This window comes from Halobacteriovorax vibrionivorans (assembly GCF_003346865.1).
Lineage (GTDB): Bacteria > Bdellovibrionota > Bacteriovoracia > Bacteriovoracales > Bacteriovoracaceae > Halobacteriovorax_A > Halobacteriovorax_A vibrionivorans.
The window spans coordinates 211,213-230,133 of record NZ_QDKL01000002.1 but is presented as its reverse complement, the minus strand read 5'-3'; the positions used below and the strand labels follow the sequence as shown (position 1 = coordinate 230,133).

The 18,921-nt window shown below is 35.9% G+C and carries 19 protein-coding genes and 1 tRNA gene; 7 read left to right on the top strand and 13 right to left on the bottom strand.

Translation table 11 applies throughout. The features are described from left to right. Positions 1-2 precede the first annotated feature (2 nt). From DAY19_RS06915 to DAY19_RS06885, 7 genes are all read right to left on the bottom strand, one after another. Positions 3-770: a SpoIIAA family protein gene (locus DAY19_RS06915; RefSeq protein ID WP_114706470.1), complete on the bottom strand. Its 768-nt coding sequence runs from the start codon at positions 768-770 to the stop codon at positions 3-5. A gap of 83 nt (positions 771-853) precedes the next feature. Further along, on the bottom strand, positions 854-2,047 hold the full coding sequence (locus DAY19_RS06910; protein WP_114706469.1) for a lytic murein transglycosylase: 1,194 nt from the start codon (positions 2,045-2,047) through the stop codon (positions 854-856). A gap of 240 nt (positions 2,048-2,287) precedes the next feature. Continuing rightward, positions 2,288-2,364: transfer RNA gene (locus DAY19_RS06905), tRNA-Arg, on the bottom strand. 72 nt (positions 2,365-2,436) lie between these two features. Further along, positions 2,437-5,265: a hypothetical protein gene (locus tag DAY19_RS15440; RefSeq protein ID WP_114706468.1), complete on the bottom strand. Its 2,829-nt coding sequence runs from the start codon at positions 5,263-5,265 to the stop codon at positions 2,437-2,439. A gap of 204 nt (positions 5,266-5,469) precedes the next feature. Beyond that, on the bottom strand, positions 5,470-5,847 hold the full coding sequence (locus tag DAY19_RS06895) for a DUF2237 family protein (RefSeq protein ID WP_114706467.1): 378 nt from the start codon (positions 5,845-5,847) through the stop codon (positions 5,470-5,472). Between the two features lie 18 nt (positions 5,848-5,865). Continuing rightward, entirely contained in the window at positions 5,866-6,210 is a 345-nt protein-coding gene (locus DAY19_RS06890; RefSeq protein WP_114706466.1) for a hypothetical protein, read from the bottom strand. Continuing rightward, on the bottom strand, positions 6,207-6,791 hold the full coding sequence (locus DAY19_RS06885; protein WP_158536822.1) for an RNA polymerase sigma factor: 585 nt from the start codon (positions 6,789-6,791) through the stop codon (positions 6,207-6,209). Before DAY19_RS06885 ends, DAY19_RS06890 begins: the two co-directional genes overlap by 4 nt. Positions 6,792-6,931: 140 nt before the next feature. Here DAY19_RS06885 and DAY19_RS06880 point away from each other — a divergent pair, with 140 nt between their 5' ends. Next, positions 6,932-7,468, top strand: a complete 537-nt coding sequence (locus tag DAY19_RS06880; RefSeq protein ID WP_114706464.1) for a hypothetical protein — start codon at positions 6,932-6,934, stop codon at positions 7,466-7,468. Between the two features lie 25 nt (positions 7,469-7,493). Here the strand turns inward: DAY19_RS06880 and lipB are convergent, their stop codons facing one another. The 4 genes from lipB to DAY19_RS06860 all read right to left on the bottom strand — a co-directional run bounded on the left by lipB (position 7,494) and on the right by DAY19_RS06860 (position 12,338). Beyond that, positions 7,494-8,222 (bottom strand): lipoyl(octanoyl) transferase LipB, encoded by a 729-nt coding sequence (gene lipB / locus DAY19_RS06875; protein ID WP_114706463.1) that lies wholly within the window; start codon positions 8,220-8,222, stop codon positions 7,494-7,496. Continuing rightward, positions 8,212-9,210, bottom strand: coding sequence for a lipoyl synthase (gene lipA, locus DAY19_RS06870; protein WP_114706462.1), 999 nt, complete (start codon positions 9,208-9,210; stop codon positions 8,212-8,214). Before lipA ends, lipB begins: the two co-directional genes overlap by 11 nt. Before the next feature lie 95 nt (positions 9,211-9,305). Further along, positions 9,306-11,597 (bottom strand): efflux RND transporter permease subunit, encoded by a 2,292-nt coding sequence (locus DAY19_RS06865; protein WP_114706461.1) that lies wholly within the window; start codon positions 11,595-11,597, stop codon positions 9,306-9,308. A 183-nt stretch (positions 11,598-11,780) separates the two neighbouring features. Beyond that, entirely contained in the window at positions 11,781-12,338 is a 558-nt protein-coding gene (locus DAY19_RS06860) for a pentapeptide repeat-containing protein (protein WP_114706460.1), read from the bottom strand. Positions 12,339-12,438: 100 nt separating this feature from the next. Between DAY19_RS06860 and DAY19_RS06855 the strand changes: the two genes are divergently transcribed. Genes DAY19_RS06855 through DAY19_RS06840 form a run of 4 tightly spaced genes read left to right on the top strand, consistent with a single transcriptional unit; the run spans position 12,439 to position 16,404 of the window. Next, entirely contained in the window at positions 12,439-13,344 is a 906-nt protein-coding gene (locus DAY19_RS06855; RefSeq protein WP_114706459.1) for a LysR family transcriptional regulator, read from the top strand. 42 nt (positions 13,345-13,386) lie between these two features. Beyond that, positions 13,387-15,282, top strand: coding sequence for a hypothetical protein (locus DAY19_RS06850; protein WP_114706458.1), 1,896 nt, complete (start codon positions 13,387-13,389; stop codon positions 15,280-15,282). A gap of 4 nt (positions 15,283-15,286) precedes the next feature. Continuing rightward, positions 15,287-15,892, top strand: a complete 606-nt coding sequence (gene pdxH, locus DAY19_RS06845) for a pyridoxamine 5'-phosphate oxidase (protein WP_114706457.1) — start codon at positions 15,287-15,289, stop codon at positions 15,890-15,892. After that, a complete protein-coding gene (locus DAY19_RS06840) occupies positions 15,865-16,404 on the top strand; it encodes a hypothetical protein (protein WP_114706456.1) in 540 nt (179 codons plus the stop codon). The genes pdxH and DAY19_RS06840 overlap by 28 nt, the downstream gene beginning before the upstream one ends. A gap of 1 nt (position 16,405) precedes the next feature. Here the strand turns inward: DAY19_RS06840 and DAY19_RS06835 are convergent, their stop codons facing one another. Then, positions 16,406-16,768, bottom strand: a complete 363-nt coding sequence (locus DAY19_RS06835) for a hypothetical protein (protein WP_114706455.1) — start codon at positions 16,766-16,768, stop codon at positions 16,406-16,408. 107 nt (positions 16,769-16,875) lie between these two features. On the opposite strand from DAY19_RS06835, the gene DAY19_RS06830 reads away from it, so the two are divergent. Next, entirely contained in the window at positions 16,876-17,112 is a 237-nt protein-coding gene (locus DAY19_RS06830) for a hypothetical protein (RefSeq protein ID WP_114706454.1), read from the top strand. A gap of 52 nt (positions 17,113-17,164) precedes the next feature. Here DAY19_RS06830 and DAY19_RS06825 read toward each other — a convergent pair whose 3' ends face one another. Then, complete coding sequence (locus DAY19_RS06825) at positions 17,165-17,743, bottom strand: superoxide dismutase (RefSeq protein ID WP_114706453.1); 579 nt, start codon at positions 17,741-17,743, stop codon at positions 17,165-17,167. Between the two features lie 207 nt (positions 17,744-17,950). Between DAY19_RS06825 and DAY19_RS06820 the strand changes: the two genes are divergently transcribed. After that, positions 17,951-18,871, top strand: a complete 921-nt coding sequence (locus DAY19_RS06820; RefSeq protein ID WP_133296908.1) for a hypothetical protein — start codon at positions 17,951-17,953, stop codon at positions 18,869-18,871. Positions 18,872-18,921: the final 50 nt, after the last annotated feature.

Below are 18,921 nucleotides of genomic sequence, written 5' to 3'. Positions count from 1 at the left end.
TTTTATACGGCACGCATCTGATCTAGTGTCTCCACATTTCGAAGCCAATTCCTTGCCTCGTCGATGGCACCATACTTGAAAATTTGAGCATCGATATCTTCAAGATGTTTAATAACTGTCGGTAATGCTTTTTGAATAAAACGATTATCAGTACATATCGCAACTTTTTCAAAGTGGTATCGATTATCTTTTAAAAATTCAAAATGCCTTAACATACTTCTTAAATCCTCCCATCCTGGGAAGTTTTGAGTGTTAAGGATTACTCCCGAGATAATATCTGTCTCTTTATAAACTTGGTTTAATAGTGTTTGCAAAGTTTCAAAATCTGATATGTTTAATGCTTCAGTAGGAGTAACTGTTAAAATATTGTCATTTGAATCGAAGTGAAATTCAATATCTGTTTCAGGTGTTTCTCCAAGCCACATTTTGGCCTTTGATAATTCTGAAATTTTGAATGACTTAAAATCAATGGGAATAATTGGAGCAAAGAGATTAACAGCACCTGTAATAAGTGGGCTATCTGTTACAACGGCACATCTTTTCATCACATTGAAGTACTTTACTCCCATTGCTGTATCTTCAAATACTGCTCCTGGAGTATATCCTTCATAGTTTTCATTTAGGTAGAAAAGCAATGAAACTTTTTCTTCCTTTTCAAGGGCCTCTTCTAGAATGGGTTCGAGAACATCAATATAATCATTCTTTGTGATCTTTCCTGAACCTTCAATTCCTACAATGCTATCAGGCAATCCTTGCATAATTTTAAGCATATAATCTCCTTTCCAATGAGTTAATTACTTAGTTAGTAAACTTCTCATCGGGAAGGAGGTTGTGTATTAAAGTTAAGAATAGTTTATTTTGAGAGAATCTCTTCGGCCAACTCTTTAGTTAGGTAGCCGTCGGGTATTTGCCCAATAGAGACTTGGTAGCGTTGAATTGCTGCTGTTGTTTGTTTTCCAGGGATTCCATCAACTGGACCTGCATCATGGCCAAGTTCATTTAACTTAGCTTGAATTTGTTTTGCCATTTCAAATGACATGAATGACTTTTCATTTAAATTAAACTTTGAAAAATAATCCGCACGATTATTAATTAAGTCAGACAAGACACCAATTCCTAGGGCGTATTTTTCAGAATTATTCCATTTAAAAATAGTGAAGAAGTTTGGATATACAATAAATGCAGGCCCTTTTGCTCCTTGAGGAAGGTAAATTGCAGTCTTTCCATCTGTGTGAGGAAGTTGAGTTCCTCCTTTTAGAGTGATATCGCGATCGATCCAATATTGAAGATCTTCTTTATACTTTAGTCCACTATGAAAGTAATCAAAGTCTTGTGGAAGCTCTATTTCATGGCCCCAACTCTCATCTCCACGCCAACCTACTTGTGATAGGAAGTTTGCAGAAGAACCAAGGAAGTCATGACGATTTTCCCACATATTAATGTAGCCATCTTGATCATAGTCAATTGCATAGGCCAACATTGTAGATGGCATAAATTGCGTTGACCCCATTGCGCCGGCCCAAGACCCTTGCATGCGCTCAGTAGGGTAAGAGTAGATTCCTTTATCAAGCATTGTTAGTGCATTAATAAGTTCTTTCTTGAAAAATGCTGATCTTCTTCCATCATAAGTTAGTGTTGTTAATGATCGTATAATATCAAGCTTTCCAGTAATACTTGAAAAATTTGTTTCTAGTGCCCAGAATGAAAGAAGGAAGCGGCTTTGAAAGTTATAGTCTTGTCTTATTTGAGTGAAGATATCATCAAGTTGTCTTTGGTATTTTTGTCCCTTCTCAACTCGTTCACTACTAATGACGATATTTAAATAACGGCCCATACTCATGACATGCTCAGGTTGTCTGCGGTCGTATTTTATAACATCAGTATTAAATGTTACTCCGTCAAATGCTTCATCTAGTAGTGCGTACGAAAAGCCATTTTTCTCGTTTAATTCTGTCTTTAGACTTTCTAGCCAGTTGTTGAATTCAGTTGTAGTGGGTGTGGCAAATGTGCTGATTGCCAGTAGTGTTGTTACGATTAGTTTTTTCATGCAGTGACATTACACGTTAGGCAATTGTATTTGAAGACGCGTTGTGACGTAGTCTACGAAATTACGCGAAGTTAGTTGCTTACGAAGCTCTATAGTTAGAAGATGTTAGAGTTGGCATTTAGTGTAACTGAAAGCCGCGACATCGCTTCGCTCGTCTTGCCTGAATACTAGGTCGTATTCAGTAAATGACATCCATCTGTGCTTCAAAACTGCCCTTTGGGGCACTTTTACCGCACGATGTGGCGCAGCCGGGAGGACTCGAACCCCCGACATTCAGATCCGAAGTCTGACGTTCTATCCAACTGAACTACGGCTGCATGTAGTTAAATTGTAAAAGGAGAGTGAGATAAGGTAAAGAATAAAAAAGGCCAGCTAAGCTGGCCTTCTCTTTATTTACATTCAGGTGTATTCGGATAATTTAATTCTTTTTCAAATGCAATAAACTTCTCTCCTGTCATATGAAGTTTTAATTTCATTCCACATTTAGTACCTCTCTCAAAAATTTCCTGGAAGACGTACTTACTTGATAATATCTTCTTTCCAACTTTTGCATAATTACTAACGAAGTCTTTATTATCTTTCTTAAAGCTTGCTTTCATTTTAGCTAGATACTTCTTGATAGAAGATAGTGCAGACCTTGCTTTTCTTGACTCATTATCAATACATTCAATGCGGCGATCATAATTGTAATGTCTTTGTGTACATGCAGTATTGATATCGCCAACAAGATCATATTTTAGTGTATTGTAGTTTAAGTCCGTATCCATTAAATATTTTGTAAATGCTTCAGAATACTCAAGACTTAGTTCAAGCTTTGTGTAATTAAGCTTCTCTTTCTTCTTTCCAATTTTAACATTTAGAAAGTCAGTTAGGTTAGTGAAGTCTTTAACTTTCGAAAGTGCTCTTCTTAACTTCTTATAAGTTCCATTGTTGGATTCATATAACCATACAAATGTTCCACTAGTATTATTAATGTCTTTTCCTTCTACTGTCGCTTTCGCTGTCGCACCATAAAATGCTTTAAGTGAAGTTCTCTCTAATGGCCCAAAGTTTGAAGATACTCCGCTCTTATATACTCCATAATCACGATGAGTGATAACTCCGTTACTATGAATCTCAGTGTCTGATACTCCAACAAAAAGACTCTTGTTAAAGTTCCAAGAAAGAATTTGCGCAAAAGGTGTCTTGAATCCAATATTAAATTCTTTTCCTTTCATTTTAAAATCAGTTGTTTCAACTTTAGTCACTCTTAGATCTGGATATGTTTCTCCCATCTCTTGAGCTTCTAAGAATTTACCTTTAAGAACATCTTCATATACCTTTGCTGTATATTCATCTGATAGATCAAAAATATATGATAGTTTTTGACCCTCTTTCTCAACTTTTGAAAGAGAAGCATTCGCATAGTAAATACCTGTTGAAAGTAGCGCAGATTTTAAGTCTGTTCTCGTTATTTCAACATAGACTCTTTTATCCTCTAGTTTTTCAATATAGTAATCATAAGTACCTTTAAAAATACCACCTAACGTAACTGGAATAGAGTTGTAGACAGCAGTGAATGAAAGGAGAACTCCTCCTTCTGCCATATAATTTACACTATCCCCATTGTTCCAAATTTCAAGTTCGCTGGCCTTAAATGGAAGTTTCCCACTAAGTGAATTTGCCTTTGCTTGTGCAAGAGTAGGGTAAGACTTCTTATAGATAACACTTGAATTTTGTAGTGCTGTTAGGCCAATAACAAAAGATGAGTTTACTAGCTCTGGATATTCTTCACCTGCGTACGGGAAATTCCAAACACCAGCAGCTCCAAGACCTAAATCATATTTTCTCTTTGTTGTTACAAGGTATCCACCAGCATTATCTGTATACTGAATTTCTGATGGAGCATCAAAGCCTTCACCTGTAGCTTCAATTCTAGAAGTTGAGTAAATATTACCAAATACAATTGGCTTTATCCCTGCAAACTCCATCTTAAGTTCATCTGTCTTCTTTGCTGTATCTTTTGGTGTTTCATCATTATCTGTATTATCTTGTGACTCATCATCTTGGTCTTCTTCTTGGCCATCGTCACCATCGTCACCATTGTCACCATTGTCACCATTGTCACCATTGTCACCGTTGTCGCCATTGTCACCATTGTCGCCATTGTCGCCATTGTCGCCATTGTCGCCATTGTCGCCGTTATCGCCATTGTCGCCATTGTCGCCATTGTCACCATTGTCGCCATTGTCACCATTGTCGCCGTTATCGCCATTGTCGCCGTTGTCGCCGTTATCGCCATCATGGCCACCGCCATTTCCATTATCACCGCTATTGCCATTTCCTTGGTTACCCTCAGAGCCGCCATTACCGTTGCCATTATTTCCGTTACCGTGGTTTCCGTTGTCTCCATTATTTCCAGAGTCTCCGTTATTTCCAGAGTCTCCGTTATCGCCACCAGCGTTTCCATTGTCACCGCTATTGCCATTTCCTTGGTTACCCTCAGAGCCGCCATTACCGTTGCCATTATTTCCGTTACCGTGGTTTCCGTTGTCTCCACTATTTCCAGAGTCTCCGTTATCGCCACCAGCGTTTCCATTGTCACCGCTATTGCCATTTCCTTGGTTACCCTCAGAGCCGCCATTACCGTTGCCATTATTTCCGTTACCATGGTTTCCGTTGTCTCCACTGTTTCCAGAATTCCCTTGGCCACCAGAATGACTTCCACCAGCGTTTCCGTTATCTCCGCTATTGCCGGTTCCTTGGTTGCCTTCAGAACCGCCTACGCCGTTGCCATTATTTCCGTTACCATGGTTTCCGTTGTCTCCACTGTTTCCAGAATTCCCTTGACCACCAGAATGACTTCCACCAGCGTTTCCGTTATCTCCGCTATTGCCGTTTCCTTGATTGCCCTCAGAACCGCCATTACCGTTGCCATTATTTCCGTTACCGTGGTTTCCGTTGTCTCCACTATTTCCAGAATTCCCTTGGCCACCAGAATGACTTCCACCAGCGTTTCCGTTATCTCCGCTATTGCCGGTTCCTTGGTTGCCTTCAGAACCGCCTACGCCGTTGCCATTATTTCCATTGCCCTTGTTGCCATTATTATTCGAACTTCCAGTATTCTTACTACTTGAAGTATTTTGATTGTTTGGAGATTGACTATTGTCTTTGTTCTTAGCTGCTTGGCCAGCTTGTGAAAATAAAAAAACCAAGATGATGATAAGATGCTTTCTCAACTTTTATTCCTCATAATAATTAGAAGTAAAACTTTTTAAGAATCTATATATACGAATATTCTAAAAAGTAACTTTAATTTTAACTTTTTTTTAGGGTCCGTATACTTTTGATTCAGGTATACAGCTTATAATTTTAAAATTGCTCTTAAAGTATGACAAAAGTCATCTTAATGAAAAATTATCTAAAGGAACAAGGCAGTTATCTTATCTAAGTGAAAATTCTTTAAGTGCGCTAAGAGGGATTACCGCTAGGGTTTCCTCATGGCAAGATTCAAGAATAACAGGACAAGCTTTCCCTGCCTTATATGCATTTAGCCAGCGGCCAGCGCAAAGACACCACTTGTCTCCTGGTTTTAATCCTGAGAATTGAAATTGAGGCATAGGGGTTGAGAGATCATTGCCGTCAGCTTTTGAAAACTCTAAAAACTCTTCTGTTACAACACAACAAACTGTATGCATTCCTCTGTCTTGCATATCTGTTCGACAAAAACCGTCTCGATAAAAACCTGTCATTGGAGTACAGCCACACATTTGTAAAGGAGTACCTAAAACATTTAAGTGGTCATTTCTTTCTTGTGTCATTTAAACTCCTATTATGGTTTAGTAATCATCATAGAAGTTAGTATATGCAAGTCCATCTATTTCATCAATATTCTCGTTAATAATATCGTCGTTTTTAAAATTACTTTCAACAAAGCTTAGATAATCAGAAACTGTAGTCGTTTTATTAGATGATGGAGCTGTATAGTTAATAAAAGCTATAGTAAAAATACATAAAGAGGCGATAGTGAGAGTAATATTCTTAATACCAAAGAAAATTCTCTTCTTGGTTCTTTTCATTTCAATATGATTATCAAACTTTTGTAAGAAATCCTGTTCCAAGTTTCTTGGAACCTGAATTTGAGTTTTCTCATTTAGAATGTCTTTTAATAAGTCTTTTTTCATATCGACTCCATTCTTCCTTCAAGTACTTCCTTAAGTTTCATTTTTGCTCGGTTTATAAGATTTTTAATGGCCTGTTCCGATTTTTCCATAATCTCAGCCATCTCTTTTGTATTATAGTCATCCATCCATAAGAGGATGGCATCTCTTTGTGAATCTGGAAGAAGCTTTAATGCTTCTTTTATTGTTTCAGAGCTTGCTTCTTGTGCAAGTTTTTGAAGTGTTGAGATATCATCATTTGGTAATGAGATTATTATTTCATCATCAATACTGATCTCTTTTTTCTTCTTTTTATAGTCGTATGCTTTGTTTCTACCTATAGTCCAAAGCCATGTTGAAACTTGGTAATCACTTCGATACATCTTTCTCTTATCATAGAGGGTAAGGAAAGCTTCATGAGTGATTTCTTGGGCAACACTCTCATCGAGGACAATATAATAGATAAAGCGATATAGCTTCTCACTTAAGCGCTCATATAGTTTTCTAAAAGCATGATGATTATTATCTTTGGTAACAAGAAGCATCAGCTCTTTGTCAGAGGCCCTTGTAAGTTTTGAATTTGCACCAAATATTGTCTTCATCATACGCATATATATTATACTGTTATTTGAGTATTAAGTTTCACTAGATAAAAAATGCCATTAATATCAGCACTTTATGCTTGTGTGAAACTTTTTGATATCGCTTGAGTATAATAGTTAAAGACCAACCTAAGGAGTGAGTCGTGAAGAAATTTAATATTCTTATCTTAACTTTTTTATTAACCTTTTCTGCTCTTGCTGAAAGAGGTGGAGGACGCGGAAAATATCGTGACGAAGAGGGAAGGCGAGGTCATCGAGATCGTCATGAAAAAGTAGAGGACTTTTCAAAAGATATTGCAAAACTTTCTAAAGAAGATATTGCTAAGCTTGAAGGTGAATTTAATAAATTTCAAAAAGAGCAAATGAATAAAAGATTGAAGTTAGAAAATCAAATCTTTGATTTAAGAGAAAAGTTTTTGGAACAGAACCGTAGTATGGTTTTAAAGCATATAAAAGAGATGAATGCTATAAAGTCGAAACTTAAATTTGGTAATAAAGATGCAAATAAAAGTATTCGCAAAGAATTGAAAGAGAAAAGCTCTGAGTTTAGGAAAAAAATGAAAGAACTTAGACATAAAACTCAACGAGATGAGATTAAGAAACTAAAGAAAGAATTTAAGTCCCAAATGAAGGCCGAGCGCAAAAAGTTTAGAGAGAAGATTAAATCATATCGAAAATAAGAAAAGGCCTCAAATGAGGCCTTTTTTAATTAAGTAATTGTTCTTTTAAACATTTTATAAAATTTGAGCGATAATTTTCTTTATCAATGACATCTTCTGATACATTTACGAGGGTATTGTAAATATCTCCAGGCAGGCCACATGGAAAAGTTAATTGTAGTGCACGATTCATCTTCTGTGATGGATAGACGTTTAATGCCATTCCATGCATAGAAACAAAGCGCTTAAGTTGGACGCCCATTGATGCTAACTTCTTTTCTCCATGCCATAATCCAAGCAATGGCCTATCAAAGTCTAGATTAGAAATTGTTTTGTCATTATTTTCAATGGCCCTAACTGTACTTTTGAATAGGTTATTAATTAACTCAATTGTCTTTAGTTTCTGCCTACCAATATGGACGATTGGATAGACTATCACTTGACCTGGATGATGAAAGGTTAACCCGCCACCTCTTTTTATATTAACTACAGGAACATCAATTTTATTAATAATGGCCTGGTCAAAGTCAACAAGTCCATGTTGTTCGATTTGATTACGTTGTAACCCTCGTCCCATCGTAAAGACTTCTGGATGGGAAGTGATAATATAAACCATTTGTTCAGGGTTATTATAAATAAACTCATTAACCTTCTCTTGAAAGGTAAGAGCTTCTTCATAGTCCCAATTATCTTTATGAAAAATATGAGTTTGGCCTTGAGTCTCAAGGTCAAATTCATTGATATTTAATTCTTTAAGTAATTCGTTAAATGTCATGGCCTTTCGCTCTTAGGTGATCAAGATAATCTGCTGCTTTATAGCTTGAACGTACTAACGGTCCTGAGGCTACGAATTCAAATCCCATTTCATAGGCGACTTTCTTATAGTGTTCAAACTCTTGTGGTTTATAGTAGCGCTCAACTTTTAGGTGTCTCATTGTAGGGCGCATGTATTGACCTAGAGTAACGATATCACATCCTACATTTTTTAGATCTTGCATCGTCTCAAGAATTTCTTCATGAGTTTCTCCTAGTCCAAGCATGATAGAGGATTTCGTTGCTATATGAGGATAGTTTTCTTTGTAATATTTTAAGCAATTAAGAGTTTGTTCATATCCCGCACGTCTGTCACGTACATCGTGAGTAAGTCTTTTTACTGTTTCAATATTTTGAGCAATGACAAATGGATTACTCTTTGCAAGAGTGTCCATATGTTGGGACTCACCATTAAAATCAGGGATTAGAACTTCTACTAGAGTATCTGGATAGTCTTTATTAATTCGTTTAACGACATTAGCAAAATGGCCAGCACCGAAGTCTGGAAGATCATCACGGTCAACGCTTGTTACAACAAGGTATTTTAGTGACATGGTTTCAACCATTTTTGCGGCATTTTCTATTTCATTAAAATCAACGACACCTTTAGGATTTCCTGTATCAACATGACAGAACTTACATGCTCTTGTACACGTTCCTCCTAGAATCATCATTGTTGCAGTTTTTGCGGACCAACATTCCGACATATTTGGACAACTTGCTTCTTCACATACTGTGAAAAGCTTCTTTTCGCGTAATTCTTTTCTTACTTCTTTAAAGTTATCACCTGTTGGTAGACCAACTCGAAGCCACTCTGGTTTTCTTTCCAGGTTTCTGGCCTCTTTCTCTTTTCCGATATTTAGGCGGGCCTTCTTTTGTTGAATTTTCTGGCGTTGGGCCTCGTATTGATCAGTGTACTCTTGTGTGTTTTGATCTGTTTGATTCGTCATTAAAATACCTCAAAATATGTCTTAGCTTATAGCAGTTTGTAAGCTGTAAGTTAAGACATATGATGAGTTGATATGTAATTTCTATACCTTAGAGTCTATTCTCTTGAACTCTTTAGACTTAATAACGCAGCAGGTAGGACAATTAGGTCTGCAATAAGCGCTAAAGTTAGAATAATTGAACAGTAAACACCAAATTTTTGATTAGGCACAAAGTCTCCTAAGTAGAAGAGACCAAAGGCGATCGTAAGCATTAACGTTGTCAAGGTCAGTGCTTTTCCTGTTTGGTGCATTGTTGATGCTAAAGCGTCGTGCCCGCTCATACCGGCCATCATCTTTAGTTTGTAATTTGAGACAAAGTGGATAGTATCATCCACCGCAATACCGAGACAAACAGCAAAGACGATTACGTTTCCAATATTTAATTCATCACCAACTAAGTACATAATTCCTGCGGCTACACTTAAAGGTAAGACGTTTGGAATTAATGAAAGTAGTGCAAGTGAGAGATCTTTGAAAACAAAGAGAATAATTAAGAAAATAATTGGAAGTGAAATACTCATTGATGTTAGTAGAGTGTTTACAACAAGGTCATTAACTCGATTGTAGATAGGGGATTGTCCCGCTTCGTAAATATCAATTCCAATTTCCTTGGCCTTTTCCATAATCTTATCAGTTTTTTCAATTGCAGCAGTTGAGTCATTGATATCCCACATAACGAGTACGCGAAACTTTTGATTATCAAGAGATAATTGATTCTTTAGATCAAGTCCCTGAGGAAGTCCTAGAGTGTATAAGAAGAGTTGATCCGCAATGGCCCTTCTTGTATCTGGAATTGCATAATATTCTTCATTGTCTGAGTGGAGCGTCTTATTCATTTTCTTGATGATATCAAGAATAGAGCTTACTCGAATTATTTTCTCATCCTCTAGCATCCATTGAACTAGCTCTTCAGCTTTCTTCATAAAAGCTGGGTTCTTTACACCTTCAGGTTCACCTGAGTCAAAAACTAATTCGATGACACGTGATCCACCAAATTCAGATCTTGTTTTATCAAAGGCCTGTTTTACAGGAGTACCTTTATCAAAGTACTCAATTGGATCAGCATTGATATAATTTTGCATTCCTAGGTAAATGGCGCCAATTGCAATAATTGGTGTGATGATATTTATAGAGACTTTATGATCTTCTGCAAATTGGAAGATACCATCAAAGGCACTAAATTTTGTTTCATCCTCATTTTCCTTTCTTTTAAATGAGATTTTAGTAAGTAGTGCTCCTAAGAAGAAGTAAGTGAAAAACCAAGCAACTGATGTTCCAATACCAGAGAGAATACCAAGATTATAAATTGGTTTAATCTCTGTCGTTGTTAGAGAGAAGAAACCGATTGAAGTTGTTAATGTTGTAAGAAGGGTTGGAATGAAGTTCTTTTTTAAAGATGCAATTGCAGCATCGTGATTATTCATTCCTTCAAATAAAGCAAAGTGACGATAGCCAATGAGGATATGGATCGAGTCTGCAATACCAATTGCTATTAGAATGGCCGGAAGTGCAGCAATAATACTTGATAGCTCAATTCCTAAGTGTCCCTCAATCCCAAAAGTTGTTAAAATCGCAAGACCAACAAGTGAGAAGGGGAGAACAACGCCAAGAAAGCTTTTAAAAAACCATAGAAGAATTATCGAAAGAACCGTCACAACAATTGGGAAAACAACGGCCATATCTCGATCAGATGCTCTTTGTAGTGATTCGTTAATAAATGAAATCCCACCGAGAAAAAACTGGATATTATTATCTTCTTTTTTGTACTTCTCTAACAATTCTTCGGTATCAACAACAACTTGATCATAAGGAGGAGTCGTTTCAAATGTATCAAGAAACGCCCTTATGTAAGTGAATCGTCCAGACTTTGAAAGTGATGAATTGATAAGTTGATTATCATTAATTGCTCTCTCTTTTTTCTTTGCTAGGTTTTCAGCTGATAGTTCAACCTCTTCATCTAAAAATGGAGTGATAAAAATATCATCTTCTTCTGATTCAATTGAATTATAATTTGTTAAGCTTTCAACTCGAACAATATGCTTAATCTGCCACAGATCTCTTGTGATATCTTGAATCGTCTTAACCGTCTTTTCATCGAAAATACCATCTTCCTTATAAAGCATGATATCGATTGTATCTGAACTTCCAAATGTTCCTTCGTGGGCCTTAAGATCAACAAGGCGTTGGTCATCATCCATTAGCCAACCTTTTACTGAGTAATTGGCTTTAATTTTTACGATTCCACTTCCGGCAATAGCAAGTAATAAGAATGAAAGAAAGAGGCATGTTTTAGTATGATCAACAATATACTTAGCAACGCTTTCTGCGATGGAGTGAGCACGTTTCATTACGATTTAATCCTTTTTAAAATTACTCTATAAATATATAAAGTTCTTCTAAGATAATCTATGGAAATATTATTAAGAAATGGATGAGATAGAATATGTAGACGCTCCAGAAACTTAAGCAGTGAAATGTTTAAGCAATTTACTACTGAATGAGTAAAATCTTCTGGAGCGCGTCTTAATTGGCTATTGGATTCCAACGAAATCCATGCCAAGTTTGTTAATTGCATTATCTTTTTGAAATGGCATTCTTGTATTGATGTTAAAAATGGCACCTTTAAGGTTACAATTAATGAAGACTGTATTTGTAAGGTCTACATTTGAGAAGTCACAACCTGCTAAGTTACAGCTTTTAAAAGTTACACCATTTAGGTTTGCCCAGCGAAAGCTTGTTGCAGCTAGTTCACATTCATCAAAAGAGCTATCTTCAAGGTTGGTACACTCAAGAGTAACGTCTTTAAGATTGATTCTTTTGAATTTATTTCTTGTTAGGTTTGACCAAGTAAAGTCAACACCTTCATAATTTGAATTATTGTGCTTTGCGTACTTCATATTACACTTTCTCAAGTCACTTTCATTAAGGTCTGAGTGTCTAATATTGATTTTATCTAGCATTGAGTTATCGAATGAACTATTCTCTAGTCTTGAAGCACTGATCAGTCGTATATTCTCCATATTTCGAAGGTTTATACGGTTTTCATTTTGCTTTTTAATAGCAGTAAACATCGTGTTTTGCGTAGTCATAAGTCTTCCTCTTTTAAAACTGTTAAGATAGTAGCGATTTTATTTAGCTATATTAAGTTAATTGTTTGTAAATTCGGAATTTCCGATTTATGTTACATCTATGAATTGGAATCATCTCTATTGTTTTTATGAAGCTGCAAAGCATAAATCTGTAAAGAAGGCCGCATTAAAAATGGGGCTAGCTCCCTCTACAGTGAGTGAACAGGTGAAGAAGCTTGAGCAGCATTACGATGTTCAATTGTTTGAGCGTAAGGTCCGTGAGATTGTTCTAACGCAAAAAGGCGAAGACGTTTATTCCTATGCAAAGAATATCTTTGATAATGGTATGCGCCTTATTGATAGCCTAACTTTTGAAGATGATGGCGGGTATGATGTTTGTTTTTCTATAGAGTCACATTTAGAATCACAGGCCGTCTCGGCTTTCTTGGGAGATTACTTTCAATTATATCGAGACTTTGGCCATACAAAAACAAAGAGATCCAAAAATTTTTCACAGACAATGTACTTCTTAGAAAACGATACTGTTGATATTGCTATTAGTGACAATCCGATAAGTAATGACATGTATAAGAACTTCTTGGTCGCAAATAATCAGCTTCGCTTCTATATAAGTACTTCCATGGCCGCTAAGTTTAGAGATTTGCCTATGGAGCAAGTTGTTAAAAAATTGCCAGTTGGATTCTTATCATCAGATGAGTCTTTAATTCTTAATGCTACGCAATTATTAAAAGAGCAGGGAATTTATTTGAAAGAGAGCTTTTTTAGCGAGCACCTTGAATATCTTGAAACCTTGGCATTGAGAGGTGAGATCATTCTTGCTGCAATAGGTAATGAAACAATCTTTCAGAATCTATATTGCCTTGGCCCAGATAATGAGATTGCAGTTCCAACATATGCCATATTAAAACGCCGTAACGAAAATCTTCTTTATGCACGTAAGCTAAAGGATCTTCTACATGTTGAAAACGAGGATAATACTGCCAGAGGCCTTATAAATCTTCATTAAATTGTATTTGCCGACTAGTTCAAAAATCGTTAGCATCTAGCGATGAATAAAATCAGACCAATTCACTTTGTTATTGCACTCTTATCAGTGTTTAATTTGTCTTCATTTGCCAATAGTGAAGATAATAGTTTTCTTAAAGATGGAAAACTAAAAGACATTATTATTAGAGAGGTTGCAAATTTAAACCTTTCAACTTCTGTTGATATTTTCAATTACGATAAAATTAAAGGTGTCGGACTCGGTTTAAAGTATAATTATGAAATGACTCCTTCGTATCTGAAGGGGAAGTTTGCAAGAGTAGATGAGTGGAGATTTAATCGATCTGTAAACCCTGGCTCTTATATCGATGCCATTACTCCAATAAGCCTTACATTTTCAAAAGATGATCGAGTTACTTTTATTAGACATTTTGAAAGTCAGAAAAAAGCGATACTCGCACTTCCTTATTCATTCCATAAGATTCCATTTGATGCTGAAAGTACATTAGAGCGTTTAAATGTTGGAGACTTTGTTTCCATGCCTGCGAGCATGAATTTAAATATTGGAGCTAGTTACGGTTATGATTATGCCGATATTATTGGTGCTAAAGTAAACGCAAATGTTATCACTAGTGGTAATTATATTATAAATATTTACCGTATGGATGAGTCTAAGGTAAGACTCAAAATAGTTACTCGTACATCTACAGAGGCCAGAGCTGGAGCAAAAGTTGAAAGTGATTTTTTTGTAACTTTAGTAAAAGCAGTTAAAGCTCCTGATTTTGTATCAAAACGCTTTGAGCTTGAAGTCTTTGAGTTCAATTATGGTCGAGGAATCGGTGAACAATATATTTTAGATTACGTGTTTGATTTAAGTAAACCAAAGGCACGCGAAGCTTTCGATCTAATTTTAAAGCCAAAGTTTAAGCTAAACTTTGATAAAATGTTCGGCCAGTATACGGGACGTCAATATATTGAAGAGAAGTTAATCTCAGACTTTAGCTTAGCAAATGAGTTGGCCGCTTTTAATGCTGGGGTGGAATTACTATTTCAAGGCTTTAACGAATATAAGTACGAAAGAAGTGGATTAAAGTTTGGAGTATTTATTTCTGAGATCGACTACAATATGACTTATTATAAGAATAATATTTCAATTCTAAATGGAGAAGACCAAGGAGATTATTTCTTTCCTAATAAAGTCTACCGATATAGCGAAGAATTTAATATTCTAATTCATCGACGAAAAGATAAGATGGAAGAGTCCTTCTTTTCATTTATACCTAAAAATAAGGTCCTAAACTCAGCATTAGACTTTGGGACAAATTATCTTCGAAAAGATCGCTACTTCACTAAAGGAGAGTGGAAAAAAACTTATCGTAAGTTAAGAGCACTCGTTCCTTCTTTTATTTTTAGAAAAATTGACTTTGGAGAAGTACCAGGACTTAAGACGAATATTACCACAGAAGTACGCTATCGCTTGATACTTAGAAAAGAGATCTTTGATTATATTGGCGACATTACTCTTGATGATATTATTCATGAAGTTAATAAGATAAAGAAAGATCGTGGCTATCGTATTATTGGAACGAGAAAAAATGGTAAGTACTTTATAAGTCGAGTTTTCTTCTGGCAAAGGGCCCATACAAGGCATGTGGCCAAGCAAATTTTAAAAGTTCTTAAATCTCATCCAGATAATGTGTATTTAAAATTAGAAAAGGTGATCGATAACATCGACAAGAATAATTTTAGGAAGTACTTTTATCGAGTTGTGCAGAGTTTGGTACCAATTAATGACCTACCAAACTTGATGTACTTTAAACTTGATATTCTTGGAAACAGAAGTGCCCCTGTTCATTTTCAGTACGGAGAGCATGAATTCCCAAGTATTTACTATGAAATTCTCGACATCAACCGTGACTTTCACGATTCGAAGCGAGATTTTCAAATAATTATGGAGTAATAATTTGAGCGATTACAAAGACTTTATTGGAGACTTTAAAGAATCACCTGTTGAAATATTTGAAAAATGGTTCCAAGATGCACAAGATAAAGAAGAAAATGCTCCAGCATTTATCTTATCAACAGTGGATGAACACGGTGCTCCAAATGCAAGGACTCTCTTGCTAAAAGAAGTTCACAAAGGAAAGCCTCTCTTTTTTACTAATTATAATTCTGTAAAAGCAAAAGAGATAGATGGTAATAATAATGTTGCAATGACTTTTTATTGGCACCGTCTAGGTAAGCAAGTCCGTATACGTGGGAAAATTAGTAAGTGTGAAAGAGATATTTCAAGAAGCTATTTCCAATCACGAGCTAAGGAAAGCCAAGTTGCAAGCCTTACTTCAAAACAATCAGAATCTGTACCTAGTAGGAAAAATTTAGAAACTGAATACCATGAAAACCTAATACGTTATAATAATGAAAGTGTTCCTTATCCAGAGAATTGGGGAGGGTATTATGTTGAAGTTAATGAGATAACTTTTTTCATTTACGGAGAGCACAGACTTAACGATCGTTTTCAATTTGTTAAAAAAGGTAATAAGTGGGATTCTTTAAGACTTTATCCATAGTAATTGCTATTTTCATATCTATTAATGTAAAGGCCTTGGACTTCTATGTTGGAGGTGGAACTACATTTTCTGGAGTCATCTCTGAGAGCGATTATTATAATGGCGCTACTGCAATTATTCCTTCTGCAAATGTTGGAATTCGATATGACACAATTTCTCTTGAAGGATTCTTTAGGCCAGGAACTTTAAAGAATGATCATCAGGGTTATAAGATCGACCTAGAAACCTTACAATTTGGTTTTATGTTTCGTTTCACGCTCGAAGATATAGTTGATCTCAACCTTGGCTATCATTCAACAGCAGTTGAAGGAAGTTCTTCAGTATATAATGGTACAAAGTTATCAGGTCTCTTAGATCAAACGTTCTCTTCAGTGGTTTTTGGAATGGGTTTTAATTTTCCGATAACAGAAGCTCTAAGAGTGAGGACGGATTTCAATTATTATATTGGAAAAGAGATTTACTCTCTTCTCCAATTTGATATTTCTGTTACGTATAATGTAATTAGCTTTTAGATTACTCGTCACTGGCCGGTAGGCGACCATCGTATCTTTGAGTATATTTTGCAATCTCTGGTGTAATAAGACCTTTCTCATCGAGAACTTCAACAAGCTTTTCACTTCTTATTTTATAGGCCTTGTATTCAGATAATAGGACTTCTTTTTCTTGAAGTACTTTTTCATACTTCTCTTTATATGTTGCCGCTGTTCGCGTAGCAAAATCCGCTTGATCTTTTAAATTAGAAAGTTCAACAGCAGTCTTTGCTTGAGCATTAATGTGTTTATTGAAAACAGACTCATCTTTATTTTTAAAGTCCTGAGTTGCCTTAACTGTAAGTGCAATTAAAATAACTAAATTTGCTGCGATAATTCTTTTCATAATTTGCTCCAATACTTATTAAACATATCGACATTCTGAAAAAAATCATTAATATTTTTTAATTCCTTCCGAAAAAATAGGTACTTAGAGAGATAGGGGAATTATTTATGTTTTTAATTGATGTAAACTTATTTGAAGATGAGTTCTATCTATTGCCTGTTGAACAAAAGAAGGGTGATCAGTACAAGATTGAATGTCAGTCGATTGAGTCCGCTAAACACCTTCAGGAAGAGTTAGGAAAGGTAAAGCACCTTCATCCTACTAAGGATAAGACTCGATTTCAGCTTCTTCGAAAAGAGGATAATTTTGGACTAGAAGTAAAAGTTTTAAAATTTGTTGGATAATAAAAGGGCCTCTAAAATAGAGGCCCTTCTTTTTTGATTTGTTTGTCGCTAATTAAGCAAGGTTCTTGTTTACGAAGTCCCAGTTAACTAGTTTCCAGAAAGCGTCGATATATGAAGGACGAGCATTTCTGTAATCAACGTAGTAAGCATGTTCCCATACGTCGATTGTCATAAGAGCAGTGTGACCATCTGTCATTGGAGTTTGGGCATCGTCAGTGTTAACGATTTCAAGCTCTCCAGCCTTGTTCTTAACAAGCCAAGTCCAACCTGAACCAAAGTTAGTTGCTGCAGAATTAGAGAATTCTTCTTTGAACTTATCAAATGATCCCCATTTTGCATTAATAGCGTCAGCTACTGCACCAGTTGCTTCTCCACCTGCGTTTGGAGCAAGACAGTTCCAGTAAAATGTATGGTTCCATACTTGAGCAGCATTATTGAATAATCCACCCTTTGACTTCATGATGATCTCTTCAAGAGTCATGTTTTCAAATTCAGTTCCTGGAATCGCTGCGTTAAGCTTTGTTACGTATGCATTGTGATGCTTTCCGTAGTGATACTCGATTGTTTCAGCTGAAATATGAGGTGCTAAAGCATCCTTTGCCCATGGTAGTTCTGGAAGTTTATGTTCCATTGTTTTCTCCTTGATTCATAGATTCTTAATATTCTTTCTTTTTTGAACATGCTTATTCTAATGGCTTTGCCTCTTAAGTGCAAAACGCATTAAGTTAAAGGAAGTATTTTGCACTTTCGTTAAAACTGCTAATTATAACTCAAGAATTACCATCAAATGTCGATACTTAAATTAATGTCGATATTGTCTAATTCTACGATATTTATAATGATGACTTACTTGCTTTGCAGCATGGGCAATACTTTTGCACAAAGTTGGGGAGAAAGAGGCGGAACAATTTACTCTGGTACTAAGAAGTACAGTGGGAATTGGAGACGACTTGCTTCAACTGAAGAAAAGAGTATTGAGCAATTAATTAATATAATTAACACCTCTAAACTTGGTGTGAATTTAATTGATAAGGCCAGGCTAAGAGCTGCTAAGGATCATAAAAGACTTGAAGAGGTTATTGAAAGTGGTGAAGTCTCTGTTACAGATACGACTCTTGTAAGAAAGTTCAGTCCAAATTCTCCAGAAAGTGTACGCTTTGAAACTCGCTCAAAAGTTTATATCGATAAGTCACATAATACAAAGAACGCTGTTTTAGATTTAATTCACGAACTTACACACTATATTTATAAGAAGCCTTTTAATCCTTATGTTGGAGAGTTTTCTCTATCTTCTTTTCTTGAAGATACTATTCAAGGTATAGGAGGGGAAGTTGATGCATTTATCGTTGAATGTAAGGTGGGACGTGATATTTACGGACTTAAGTCCATATCTGCACAATGTCTTAATATCTTAGATGGGGAAGAGTTCTCAAGAAATCTCGCTATAAAGGAATTTTATAAACTAGGTGAACACTATGATAAGTTTAAAAAGTCTGCTGATGAGCACGGAATTAAACAAGAAGTGATTACACATATTTCACCTGAACAGTCGAGCTTGATCTCATCTGCCTGGTCCAGCCCGTATCCGGTGGCCATCGTAGAAGAGTTTCAAGAAATCATGACAAAGGTCTGTCACAATGACCTTAAACGAATGACCTATCTTTCGGAGTCAAAAACTCGTTCAATTGCTAGTGCTAATGAGAAGGTTACAAAGGCACGTGCCAACTTTAATGCTCGATGTCGAGCATATTTAGATTGAATTTTATTTAGTCCATTGATTTGTTTGATATATAGCTGTTTAGGGATTGT